Annotated in this window: 11 protein-coding genes; 3 read left to right on the top strand and 8 right to left on the bottom strand. The window is 75.1% G+C overall.

What is annotated here, in order from left to right:
* Positions 1 to 4: 4 nt before the first annotated feature.
* The 4 genes from E9549_RS08320 to E9549_RS08305 all read right to left on the bottom strand — a co-directional run bounded on the left by E9549_RS08320 (position 5) and on the right by E9549_RS08305 (position 3964).
* Positions 5 to 868: a dioxygenase gene (locus E9549_RS08320; RefSeq protein WP_236826072.1), complete on the bottom strand. Its 864-nt coding sequence runs from the start codon at positions 866 to 868 to the stop codon at positions 5 to 7.
* 81 nt (positions 869 to 949) lie between these two features.
* A complete protein-coding gene (locus E9549_RS08315) occupies positions 950 to 1921 on the bottom strand; it encodes a zinc-binding alcohol dehydrogenase family protein (RefSeq protein ID WP_236826071.1) in 972 nt (323 codons plus the stop codon).
* A gap of 10 nt (positions 1922 to 1931) precedes the next feature.
* A complete protein-coding gene (locus E9549_RS08310; protein WP_236826070.1) occupies positions 1932 to 2777 on the bottom strand; it encodes a citryl-CoA lyase in 846 nt (281 codons plus the stop codon).
* Positions 2774 to 3964: a CaiB/BaiF CoA-transferase family protein gene (locus E9549_RS08305; RefSeq protein ID WP_236826069.1), complete on the bottom strand. Its 1191-nt coding sequence runs from the start codon at positions 3962 to 3964 to the stop codon at positions 2774 to 2776. The genes E9549_RS08310 and E9549_RS08305 overlap by 4 nt, the downstream gene beginning before the upstream one ends.
* A gap of 232 nt (positions 3965 to 4196) precedes the next feature.
* Between E9549_RS08305 and E9549_RS08300 the strand changes: the two genes are divergently transcribed.
* The 3 genes from E9549_RS08300 to pdxY all read left to right on the top strand — a co-directional run bounded on the left by E9549_RS08300 (position 4197) and on the right by pdxY (position 7606).
* Positions 4197 to 5714 (top strand): amidohydrolase family protein, encoded by a 1518-nt coding sequence (locus E9549_RS08300; RefSeq protein WP_236826068.1) that lies wholly within the window; start codon positions 4197 to 4199, stop codon positions 5712 to 5714.
* A gap of 83 nt (positions 5715 to 5797) precedes the next feature.
* Positions 5798 to 6625: an IclR family transcriptional regulator C-terminal domain-containing protein gene (locus tag E9549_RS08295; protein ID WP_236826067.1), complete on the top strand. Its 828-nt coding sequence runs from the start codon at positions 5798 to 5800 to the stop codon at positions 6623 to 6625.
* A 129-nt stretch (positions 6626 to 6754) separates the two neighbouring features.
* A complete protein-coding gene (gene pdxY, locus E9549_RS08290) occupies positions 6755 to 7606 on the top strand; it encodes a pyridoxal kinase PdxY (RefSeq protein WP_236826066.1) in 852 nt (283 codons plus the stop codon).
* Positions 7607 to 7618: 12 nt separating this feature from the next.
* Here the strand turns inward: pdxY and E9549_RS08285 are convergent, their stop codons facing one another.
* The 4 genes from E9549_RS08285 to E9549_RS08270 form a co-directional block, all read right to left on the bottom strand.
* On the bottom strand, positions 7619 to 7795 hold the full coding sequence (locus E9549_RS08285) for a hypothetical protein (protein ID WP_236826065.1): 177 nt from the start codon (positions 7793 to 7795) through the stop codon (positions 7619 to 7621).
* Positions 7796 to 7924: 129 nt separating this feature from the next.
* Positions 7925 to 8743 carry a hypothetical protein gene (locus E9549_RS08280; protein ID WP_236826064.1) on the bottom strand — a complete coding sequence of 273 codons (819 nt, stop codon included), beginning with the start codon at positions 8741 to 8743 and terminating at the stop codon, positions 7925 to 7927.
* Between the two features lie 33 nt (positions 8744 to 8776).
* Positions 8777 to 10207, bottom strand: coding sequence for an ATP-binding protein (locus E9549_RS08275; protein WP_236826063.1), 1431 nt, complete (start codon positions 10205 to 10207; stop codon positions 8777 to 8779).
* Complete coding sequence (locus tag E9549_RS08270) at positions 10204 to 11862, bottom strand: FAD-dependent oxidoreductase (RefSeq protein ID WP_236826062.1); 1659 nt, start codon at positions 11860 to 11862, stop codon at positions 10204 to 10206. Before E9549_RS08270 ends, E9549_RS08275 begins: the two co-directional genes overlap by 4 nt.
* Between the last annotated feature and the right edge of the window lie 351 nt (positions 11863 to 12213).

Below are 12213 nucleotides of genomic sequence, written 5' to 3'. Positions count from 1 at the left end.
GCGTTCAGGCGCGCCGCTGGAGCACGAAGTCGTAGCGCGACTCCAGCCACGGCACGTCGATCGAACCGCCGTCGGGCGTGGCCCCCGGCTCCCGCTCCTCGAAGGCGGTCACCAGCTCCTGCTTCGTCCCGAAGACGACGTCGCTGTCCAGGTACTGCGCGCCCTCCTGGAACAGGTGGGTGATCAGCGGCTCGAAGCCGGGCACGTTGATCAGGAAGTGGATGTGCGCCGGCCGGAAGTGGCTGATCTCCGTGCGCGCCACCAGGTCGCCGACCGGTCCGTCCATCGGGATCGAGTAGCCCAGCGGGGCGATCGTGCGCAGGCAGTACCGGCCGTCGTCGTCGGTCGTGTACTTGGCCCGCAGCCGCGCCTCGTCCACCTCGGCGAGCTGGGACTCGTAGAGGCCCTCGGAGTCCGACTGCCAGACGTCGAGCACGGCGCCGGCCACCGGGGCGCCGTCGAGGTCGGTGACCCGGCCGTGCAGGTACAGCGGGGTGCCGGGCAGCCCGTCGGACATGTCGTCGCCGTACCCGAGCTCCGGGGACCCCTCGATGTGGAAGGGGCCCAGCACCGTGGCCGGGGTCGCCTCCGGGTCGAGCCGGTGGTTCATCTGGACGACGAGCATCGACAGGCCCACCACGTCGGAGGCGAGGATGAACTCCTCGCGCTTCTCGGTGCTGATCTTCCCGGTGGCGGTCAGCCACTGGACGGCGGCCATCCACTCGTCCTCGGTCAGCCGCACCTCGCGGGCGAAGTCGTGCAGGTGCCGCACGAGCGCGGTCATGACCTCCGCCAGCCGCGGGTCGCGGGCGGTGGCCCAGCGCTCCACCGCGAGGTCGGTGATGTTCTCCTCGGTCACCAGGTCCACGACGGTCCTCCTGCCGTCCGGCGCGGCCGCTGCCGGCCGCGCACCTCCTCCCCTCGCGGTTCCCGCGCGGGGCCTGCTCGTTCAGGGCGTCAGGACCAGCCGGACGCCGGGGTCACCGGTGGCCTGCCGCCGCCAGGCGCCGGCGACGTCGGCCAGCGGCACCCGCTCGTGGGCGACCGCCAGCCGGCCGGCCGCCGCCTCGCGGGCGATCGAGCCGACGGCCTCGGCCCGCTGCGCGGGAGTCAGCGCGTTGTTCGTGTACCCGAGCACCGCCGCCGCCTTGCCGCGCAGCACCGCGGAGGAGAACTCCGCGGTGTCCCCGGAGGCGCCGCCCAGGTTGACCAGCCGCCCGCCGGCGGAGAGCGCCCGCGCCGCGGCCGTCGCGGCCGCGCCGAAGACGGGGTCGACGACGAGGTCCAGCCGGCCGCCGGCCGCCTCGGCGAACCGCTCCGCGAGCGTCTCGACGTCGGCGTCCAGGGCCACGACCGCGTCGGCGCCCGCCGCCAGCGCCCGCTCCCGGGCCGCGGCCGAGCGGGCCGCTGCCACGACGCGGCCGGCGCCCAGCAGCCGCGCCGCGCCCACCGCCGACTGCCCGACCGCGCCGCCGGCGCCGAGCACGAGCACGTGCTCGCCGCGCTGCAGACCACCGCGCCAGGTCAGCGACATCCACGCGGCGACGGCGGAGAGCCCGAGCGCGGCCAGCGCGGCGTCGTCGACGTCGGCGGCCACGGGGACGGCGTCCTCGGCCGGCACCGCGCACCGCTCCGCGAGGCTGCCGTCGCCGGGGGCCATGCCGGCGGTGGTGCTGAACCAGACCCGCGTGCCCGGCGCGTGGCCGGGCCCGCTCTCGACCACGCCCACGCCCTGCACCCCGGGCACGTAGGGCACCGCGGGGCGCCCGAAGTAGGAGGTGCCCGAGGCGCACAGGAGGTCGAGCGGCACGAGGGGCGCCGCGGTCACCCGCACGACGGTGCGGTCGCTGGCGGGCCCGGGGTCGGGGTGCTCGCGCAGCTCCGGGGTCTCCCCCGGCGTGTGCAGGACGGCGGCGCGCACGGCCGGCCCCTCAGCCCTGGGACCCGGCGCCGGGCAGCGGCGCGGGGACGAACGGATCGGGCTCGACCGGCTGGTTGTTGAGGTCGACCGAGAGGAAGACGTCGTTGGCCACCGGGTGCCGCAGCTCCTCGGCCAGCTGGCCGATCAGCCCGGCGGTGCGGGCCAGCAGGGCGAAGCCGCGCAGCAGCTCCATCGGCAGCCCGAGGTCGGCCAGGGCCGCGCCGCACACACCGGCGCCGTTGAGCGGGAGCCGCTTGCCCAGCACCTGCTCGTGGGTGCGGCCGATGGCGGCGAACAGCTGCAGGTGGGGGCCCACCAGGCCTTCCTGGGCGGCGATCTCGAACAGCCGCGGGGTGCGCGGGTCGCCCTGCTTGTGCACGTGGTGGCCGAGCCCCGGGACGAACCGACCGGCCGCCCGCTGCGCCGTCACCGTCTCCAGGGCGAGCGCGTCCCAGCCGGCGTCGTCGGTGGGGAGGCCGCCCTCCACCCGGGTGAGCACGTCGTGCAGGAAGCGGCCGCAGTCCTCCGTGACGCCGAGGAAGCGGGACCCGCCGCCGAGCAGACCGGCCGCCAGGGCGCCCTGGATCGAGTCCGGCGCCGAGAGGTAGGTGAGCCGGGTGACGATCGCGGTGGGGGTGAACCCGTGGTCGGCGAGCGCGGCCAGGACCGCCTCGAACACGCGGGTCTCCCCTGCCGTGGGCCGCCGCTGGGTGGCCAGCCAGAAGGCCAGCTCCCCGAAGCCCACGGTGCCCATCACGTCGCGGGCGAGGTCCGTGCCCAGCAGGGTGATCGACTCCAGGCTGGAGGCGCCGAGCGCCGTCGGGTACCGGGGAGGCTGCGGGTTCTCGGCGGTCACCGGGTGCCCTCCTCGGGTGCGCCGAGCCAGCGGCGGATCTCCGCGCCGTGCTCGTCCAGGCCCGGCGGTGGCAGCCGGTAGGCCGGCGGCGTCTCGGAGAAGGTGATCGGGTTCCGCACGGTCGGCACCGCGGCGGCGCCCTCCCCCACCTCCACGACGGGGTCCAGGCCGACCTCCTGGGCGAAGGCGACGCCCTGGTCGATCGTGTTGATCGGCCCGCACGGCACGCCGGCGCCGATGATGTCGCGGAACCACTCCTGCTTGCTGCGGGTGCGCAGCCGCTCGACCAGCAGCGGGCGCAGCTCGTCGCGGTTGGCGGTGCGGTCCTCGTTGCGGCTGAACCGCGGGTCGTCGGCGAGCTCGGGCACGCCGAGCACCTCCACGAGCTTGCGGAACTGGCCGTTGTTCCCGGCGGTGACGATCAGGTCGCCGTCGGCGCAGGGCAGCGGCTCGTAGGGGAAGAGGCTGGGGTGGCTGTTGCCCATGCGGAAGGGCACCACGCCGCCGGCGACGTAGGCGCTGGTCTGGTTGACCAGCCCCGAGAGCGCCGAGGAGAGCAGGTTGACCTCGATGTGCTGCCCCCGCCCGGTGGCGTGCCGGTGGTTCAGCGCCGAGAGCACGCCGATGGTGGCGTGCAGGCCGGCCATGACGTCGAAGAGCGCGACCCCGCCGCGGTAGGGCGAGCCGTCGGGGTCGCCGGTGAGGCTCATGAACCCCGAGATCGCCTGCACGATGAGGTCGTAGCCCGGGAGCGACGCCCCCTCGGGCGCGCTGCCGAAGCCGCTGATCGAGGCGTAGACGACGCCGGGGTTGGTGCGCGCGACGGCGTCGTAGTCCAGGCCGAAGCGGGCCAGGCCGCCGGGCTTGAAGTTCTCGACCAGCACGTCCGCGCGGCGGGCCAGCTCCTGCGCGGCCGACCGGTCGGCGGGGTCCTTCAGGTCGAGGGCGACCGAGCGCTTGTTCCGGTTGGCGCCCATGTAGTACGTCGAGACGCCGTCGCGCACCGGCGGCTGCCAGGTGCGGGTGTCGTCCCCGTTCGGGCCCTCCACCTTGACCACCTCGGCGCCGAGGTCGGCGAGCAGCATCGTCGAGTAGGGCCCGGCCAGGATGCGGGAGAAGTCCGCCACCAGCAGGCCGGAGAGCGGGCCGGCCACCGCTCCCCCGGAGTCCTCGGCGTCAGCGCTCATCCGGGATGCACACTCCTCGTCGTCGACACGAGCGGACAGTCGTCCGCTCATCGGCGTCCGCAGTCTCCGACGCGCACGCGAGGCTGTCAACCGCTGGCCGATGGCGCGGGACTTGCGCGACGCCCCCCGTTGACAGCCGCCCGCACAGGCGTCATCGTGACCCAGATCGCAGTGGGTGTCCGTCAAGCGGACACCGGTCCGGCGATGTGACGACGACGTCCAGGAGGAGACGATGACCCACCCCGAGCCCGCTCCGGCGGCCGGCCGGCCGGTGGTCCTGCGCGGCGGGACCGTGCTGACCATGGACGAGACCTGCACCGTCCTGCCCGACGCGGACGTGCTGGTCGTGGACGACCGCATCGCCGCGGTGGGTCCGGCGCTGGAGGTGCCCGAGGGCACGCAGGAGATCGACGCCCGGGGCGGCATCGTGATGCCCGGGATGATCGACACCCACCGCCACATGTGGCAGACGGCGATGCGCGGATACGGCGCCGACTGGACGCTGACCCAGTACTTCGTCTGGTACTACCTCGAGCACGGGAAGAAGTTCCGCCCCGAGGACGTCGCGGCCGGCAACCGGCTCTCGGCCCTGGAGGCGCTCGAGGCCGGCGTCACCACGACCGTCGACTGGTCGCACGGGCTCCAGTCGGTCGACCACGCCGAGGCCGCCGTCGAGGCGCTGCGCTCGGTGCCGGGCCGGTTCGTCCTGGCCTACGGCAACATCCAGGCCGCGCCGTGGGAGTGGACCGCCGATGCGGGCGTGCGCGCCTTCCTCGAGCGGCACCGCGACGCCGCCGACGACAAGCTCGGCCTGCAGCTGGCCTTCGACGTCACGGGCGACCCCTCCTTCCCGGAGAAGGCGGCCTTCGAGGTGGCCCGCGACCTGGGCCTGCCGGTCACCACGCACGCCGGCGTGTGGGGCGCCACGAACGACGACGGCATCCGCCTCATGCACGAGCACGGCTTCATGACCCCCGAGACGGTCTACGTCCACGCCGCCACCCTCACCCCCGACTCCTACCACCGCATCGCCGCCACCGGCGGGTCGATCTCGGTGTCCACGGAGTCCGAGCAGAGCGCCGGGCAGGGCTACCCGCCCACCTGGCAGGTGCGCTCGCACGGCATCCCGGTCTCGCTGTCGATGGACACCAGCGTGTGGTGGAGCGGCGACCTGTTCTCCGCGATGCGCACCACGCTGGGCGCCGACCGCTCCCGCGAGCACTTCGAGGCGCACCTGAAGGGCGAGACGGTCACCCACCTCCAGCTGCGCGCCCAGGACGTCGTCCAGTGGGCCACCCGCGGCGGGGCGCTGGCGCTCGGCCGCGACGACCTGGGCACCCTGCAGCCGGGGAAGAAGGCCGACGTCGTCCTGATCAAGAACGACGCCTCGCCGGTCTCCTTCCCGCTGCTGAACCCCTTCGGCCACGTCGCCTTCCAGGCGCAGCGCGGCGACGTGCACACGGTGCTGGTCGACGGCCGGGTCGTGAAGCACGCCCACCGCCTGGTCGACGTCGACCTGGCCGCCGTCCGCCGCGAGGTGGACGCGACCGTGGAGCACCTCCGCGGCGCGATGGGCGAGGAGGCGTGGGCCGGCGGCATGTACCCCGACCTGCCCGACACCGAGGTGCTGGACAACCCCTACCAGTACACCGACTACAAGTCGCACGGCACGCACGCCGCCCGGGAGCAGGTGTTCGAGGAGCACCTGGCCACCGAGCGGGCCGGCGAGCAGTCGACCCGGCACCAGTAGGCCCGCCGGGCGGTCCCGCACACTTCCGGCGGGGGTGTGCGGGACCGCCGCGCCACCGCGGCACCGACGAGAGGACGACGGACATGGCAGGTCGCGGCAGCGGGCCCGACTTCGTCGAGGCGCTGGCACGGGGCCTCGACGTCCTCGCCTGCTTCGACCGCGACCACCCGGTGATGACGCTGTCGGAGGTGGCGGCCGCCGCGGGGCTGGCGCGCCCCACCGCCCGGCGGCTGCTGCTCACCCTCGAGGAGCTGGGCTTCGTGCGGTCGTCGGCCGGCGCGTTCGCGCTCACCCCGAAGGTGCTCACCCTCGGCATGGCCTACGTGGGCGCCCTCGGGCTCTGGGACATCGCCCGCCCGCACCTGGAGGCGCTCGTCGGGCGCACCGGCGAGTCGTCCTCGATGGCCCAGCTCGACGGCTCCGACATCGTGTACGTCGCCCGGGTCGCGGTGCCCAAGCTGATCGCGCTCCGGGTCGACATCGGCACCCGCTTCCCGGCGGCCCAGACCTCGCAGGGGAAGGTCCTCCTCGCCGCGCTCCCGCCGGACGAGCTGGCCGGGGTGCTCGCCCAGCCCAGCCGCGCCGGGCTGCCGCCGGTGATCGGCCGCTCCCCCGAGCAGCTGCGGACCGAGCTCACCGAGGTGCGCGCCCGCGGGTGGGCGCTCGCCGACGAGGAGCTGGCCCCGGGCGTGCGCTCGGTGGCGGTGCCGGTCCGGGACGGCGACGGCGTCGTCCGCGCCGCCATGAACGTCACCGTGCACGCCGCGGAGACCTCCACCGAGCGGCTGGTCGGCGAGCACCTGCCCCACCTGCTGCGCACCGCCGGCGACATCAGCGCGGAGTGGGCGCTGTGGCAGTCCCGCCCGCACGTGGAGCTCGCCCCCGGGCGGACCACCGGCGCCACCGCCTGAGCCCGGGTTCCCTGATCACGGCGCGTCCTCCCGCGGCGTGGGAGGTGAGGGAGGACGCTCCCCGCTGGGGGAGGAAGCCGCCGACCCGGTGAGGTCGCGACGGGGAGGGCGTGTGCCAGGGTGCCTGTCGTGACCGCCGTCCTCTCCGTCCAGTCCCACGTCACCTACGGCCACGTCGGGAACAGCTCCGCCGTCTTCCCGCTGCAGCGCCTCGGCATCGAGGTCTGGCCGGTGCACACCGTCCAGTTCTCCAACCACACCGGCTACGGCCGGTGGACCGGCCGGGTGTACGACGGCCAGTCGATCGAGGAGATCGTGCAGGGCGTCGCCGACCGCGGTGTGCTGGGCAGCTGCGATGCCGTGCTGTCGGGATACCTCGGGTCGGCCGACATCGGGCACGCCGTCGTCGGCACGGTGGCGCGGGTGCGCGCGGCCAACCCGGCCGCCGTCTACTGCTGCGACCCGGTCATCGGCGACGTCGGCCGGGGCGTGTTCGTGCGCCCCGGCATCGAGGAGTTCATGCGCGAGGTCGCCGTCCCGGCCGCCGACCTGGTGACGCCCAACCACTACGAGCTGGACCTGCTCTCGGGCACCACCACCCGCTCGCTCGGCTCGGTCGAGGACGCCGTCGCGGCGGTCCAGGCGCTGGGTCCGCGGGTCGTCCTCACCACGTCCCTGGTCGCCGAGGACACCCCCGACGACGCCGTGGACCTGCTCGCCTCCGAGGGCGGGCGGCACTGGCGGGTGCGCACCCCGCGGCTGGGCGTGTCGGTCAACGGGGCCGGCGACGCGATCGCCGCGCTCTTCCTCGCGCACTGGCTGGAGACCCGCTCGGCGGCCGAGGCGCTCGGTCGCGCCGCGGCGTCGGTGTTCGGCCTGCTCCAGCGCACCGAGGACGCCGGCTCCCGCGAGATCCTGCTGGTCGCCGCGCAGGACGAGTTCGTCTCCCCGACCCGGACCTTCCCGATCGAGGAGGTCTGAGCCACCCCCGGCTCAGGTCTTGCTCTTGCCCTGCGCGCTGGAGTGCTCGTGCCGGTCGTCGCCGTGGGTGTGGGTCTCGATCTGCTTGGAGGCCCCGGTCGTGACGCCGGCGGCGCTCGGGGCGACGCCCTGCTTCTTGGCCTCGCGCACGGCTGACCGCTGCGCGTCCTGGTCGTCGTTCTTCGCCATGCCGCCGTCGGTACCCCGGGTCCGGCGGCGGCACGCGCGGTTGGCAGACCGGAGCATCGCCCCTGCTGCCGGGCATCCGGCGACCTGGTCCCCCGCCGGGGGGCATCGCCCGGCCGGCCGCGGCCGCCGCTAGCGCTCCAGCGCGGCCTCGATCCGGGTGATCGTCGCCTCTTCCACCGGCAGGTGCGCCAGCACCGACGGCACCTCCTCGGGCTCCAGCCCGGTGTCGCCGAAGGCGGCCAGCAGCAGGTCGGCCTCCTCCGGTGGCACCGGCACCGTGCAGCCGGAGCCGTCCAGGGCGGCGCGGGCCAGGAACAGCGCGCCGGCCAGCGTCTCGTCGGGCACCGGCGCCGGCTCCGGGACGACGGCGGCGCGGGTGGCCGCCTCGGCAGCGCGCACCAGCGAGAGCGGCAGCCCCTCGGCCTCCACCTCGATCAGCGGCACGTCGCGCAGCGCGGCCAGCACCAGGTGCTCGGCGTCGATGCGCAGCGGGGCCGCCCAGCCAGCGGCGCGCACCACGCCCTCCACGTCGTCGGGGTCCTCGCCCAGGTCGTCGGCGAGCTCCGCCCACGCGCCCCGGCGCGTCTCGCGGGCACGCTCCCCCGCCAGCCGGCAGGTCTCGACGACGAACGGCACCAGCACCTCGTCGTCGAACCGCTCGGCGACCAGCCGGCCGTCGGCGCCGATCATGTCCAGCGCGTCCTGGAAGCTGCCCGGCGCGGCATCACCGAGGTCGACGCGTCCGTCCTCCTCGCTGGCCAGCCGCTGGCCGGTGGCGGCCCGCTCCCCCACGGTCAGCCCGCTGGGCACCACCCGGCCGGCGCGCCGCCGGTGGTGCGGGCGGTCCGAGAGCCCCACGGCCCACGCGCAGGTCTCGGCGATCAGCGCGGCACCGCGCTCGCGCAGCACCTCCCGGGTCAGCAGCCCCATCCAGTCGACGTCGAACACGCCCCCCACTGTCCCAGCGCGGCGCCCGCCGGGTCAGCCCGCCGGCTCGGTGAGCGGCAGCAGCACCCGGAACCGGGTGTCCCCGGGCGACGACGTCACCCGCAGGTCGCCCCGGTGCCGCTCGACGACGACGCGCCACGACACGTCCAGGCCGAGCCCGGTGCCCTGGCCGACCGGCTTGGTCGTGAAGAACGGCTCGAACACCCGCGACCGCAGCTCGGGCGGGATGCCGGGGCCCGTGTCGGCGATCTCGACCAGCGCGCGCTCGCCCTCGCGCGCCGTCCGGACGGTCAGCGTGCCCTCCCCGGCCATCGCGTCGAGGGCGTTGACGACCAGGTTGGTCCAGACCTGGTTGAGCTCGCCGGCGTAGGCGGGCACCTCGGGCAGACCCCGGTCGTAGTCCTTCACCACGGTGACACCCGGCGGGATCTTGCCGCCGAGCATCACCAGCGTGGCGTCCAGCCCGGCGTGCAGGTCGGTCGGCCGGTGGGGCGTGCGGTCCATCTGCGAGTACTGCTTGGCGGCGTCGACCAGCGCGGAGATGCGGCTGGTGCTGTCCGCGATCTCCAGGAGCAGCGCCTCGGTCTCCACCGTGTACGCCAGCCAGCGCAGGGCCGGCTCCAGGAAGGACGGCGCGACGGCCTCCGCGACGCGGTCGAGGTCCTCCGGCGTCATCCCCTCCGCGACGAAGACGCCGGCCAGCTCCCACGGCCGGCTCACCTCGCGCTCCTCGAGCCACTCGCCGAGGCGCTCCTCGAGGTCGGCGCGCGCCAGCGTCGAGAGCTCGCGCGCGCCGCCGACCCGCACCACGAACTCCTCCTGCAACGCGGTCAGCGCCCGCAGCACCGCGCCGTCGATCCTGCCCTCGGAGAGCAGCGCCAGCTTCTGCCGCATCCCGGCGAACCGGTCGCGCAGGGCGTCGCTCGCCCGGGCCGCGGCCGCCGCCGGGTTGTTCAGCTCGTGGGTGAGCCCGGCGGTCAGCTTGCCCAGCGCCAGCAGCCGTTCGCGCTGCCCGACCAGCTCGGCGGAGTTCCGCTGCCCCACGAAGATGCCCTCCAGCAGGTGCACCGCCATCGGGTACCAGCGGCGGAACACCTCGGCGAACGGACCGGCCGGCAGCGCCAGGAACCGCGTGTCGGTGACCGCGCGGACGGTCGCGGGGTACCGCTGCTCCAGCCGGTCGCCGAAGTAGAACTGGACGGCGCCCGAGTAGACCCCGCGGTGCGAGGTCCGGACCGTCTCCACCTCGCTGCCGCCGACCAGGCGCACCATCGTCATCGTCCCCTCGAGCAGGACGAAGAAGCACTCCGCCGGCTCCCCCTCGACCGAGACGTCGGTGCCGGCCGCGCGCTCCACGACGTCGCCGTTCGCGGCCACCCACGCCAGCTGCTCGTCGTCGAGGTCCTCGAAGAGGAACAGCTCGCGCAGCTCCCCGGGCGCCAGCCGGCGCCCGGTCGCGGTCACCGCTCCCCCAGGTAGCGGTGCACGAGGGTGACCGCCATCGCGCCCTCCCCGACCGCGGAGGCCACCCGCTTCACCGACTCCGCCCGCACGTCACCCGCGACGAAGACCCCCGGCAGGCTGGACTCGAGCAGCCACGGGTCCCGGTCGAGGGTCCAGCCGTGTGGGCGGCGCCCGTCGTCGAGCAGCCCCGGCCCGGTGGGGATGAAGCCCCGCTCGTCGCGGACGACGACCCCGTCCAGCCAGTGGGTGCGCGGTTCCCCGCCGATGAAGACGAACAGGTGGCCGGCGTCGTGGGTGGTCCGCTCCCCGGTCCGCGCGTCCTGCAACGTGACCTGCTCGAGGTGGCCGTCGCCGTGCACCTCGGCGACCGTCGTGCAGGTGTGCACGCGCACGTTGCCGATCGCGGCGAGCTGCTCGACCAGGTAGTGCGACATCGACGCCTCCAGCGCCGGCCCCCGGACCAGCAGGTGCACCGAGCTCGCGTACCGCGCGAAGAAGACGGCCGCCTGGCCCGCCGAGTTCGCGCCCCCGACGATGAACACCTCGGTCCCGGCGCAGGCCGCCGCCTCGGTCATGGCGGAGCCGTAGTAGACGCCCCGGCCGGTGAGGGCGTCGACGCCCGGGACCCCCAGGCTCCGGTAGGAGACGCCGGTGGCCAGGACGACGGCGTGGGCGGCGACGGAGCTGCCGTCGTCGAACCGCACGACGCGCTTGGGCCCGTGCGCCTCCAGCGCCACGCAGTCGCGGGTGAGCAGCAGCTCCGCGCCGAACTTGCGCGCCTGGCGCCGGGCCCGGTCGGCCAGCTGGCTGCCCGAGACGCCGTTCGGGAAGCCGAGGTAGTTCTCGATCCGGCTGCTCTGCCCGGCCTGGCCCCCGGTCGCCTCCCGCTCGACGAGCACCGTCCGCAGCCCCTCGGAGGCCCCGTAGACGGCGGCGCCGAGCCCGGCCGGCCCGCCGCCCACGACGACCAGGTCGTAGAAGTCGGCCTCGGGTGCGGTGCTCAGCCCGACGACGGCGGCGAGCTCGGTCTCGGTCGGCGCCTTCAGCACGACGCCGTCGGGCGTCACGATCACGGGGACGTCGTCCGGACCGGCGACGGCGGCCTCGAGCAGGCGCTGACCCTCGGGCTCCTCGGCGCTGTACCAGCGGTAGGGGACGGCGTTGCGGGCGAGCAGGTCCCGCGCGCGGAACGACGGTGCCGACCACCGGTGGCCCACCAGCCGCACGCCGTCGGCGACCACGTCCGGGCCGGCCCGCCAGGCCTGGACCATCTGGTCGACGACCGGGTAGAGCTTCTCCTCGGGCGGGTCCCACGGCTTGAGCAGGTAGGCGTCCACGTCGACCAGGTTGATCGCCTGGATGGCGGCGTCGGTGTCGGCGTAGGCGGTCAGCAGCGCGCGGCGGGCCCGCGGGAACAGGTCCATGGCCTGCTCGAGGAACTCGATGCCGTTCATCCCTGGCATCCGGTAATCGGCCAGGAGCACCGCGACGGCGTCGCCGCGCAGCTTGAGCTCGCGCAGCACCTCCACCGCCTCCTGCCCCGACGACGCGCGCAGCACGCGGAACTGCTCGCCGTACTGCCGCCGGAGATCGCGCGCGACGGCCCGGGAGACCCCGGGGTCGTCGTCGACGCTGAGGAGGACCGGCTTGCCCATGGCGACTCCCGTCGGCGACCGCCCGCGACCGCGCCGGGCGCCGGCCCGCGCACGCCCGGGGGCGGCCCGTCGTCCTGCTCCCGCACTGCGGTCAGGACGCTAGCCCGCCGGGGCCCCACGGCACAGCCCCGTCGCGTCTCTTGGCGCGCCGGGGCGGCATCCGTAGCGTTGCCGGCGTCCCGGGATCAGCCCGTCCGTCGCGGAGGCCGGCCATGACAGCACCTGCCATCGACCCCGAGGTCCCGCCCAGCGGCACCGGCTGCGTCGAGTGCGAGGCGGACGGGGGCTGGTGGTTCCACCTCCGCCGCTGCGCCCGGTGCGGGCACATCGGCTGCTGCGACTCCTCGCCGA

Origin of the sequence: Blastococcus sp. MG754426, assembly GCF_021699055.1 — a bacterium.
GTDB lineage: Bacteria > Actinomycetota > Actinomycetes > Mycobacteriales > Geodermatophilaceae > Blastococcus.
This window is presented reverse-complemented; position numbering and strand designations above follow the sequence as displayed.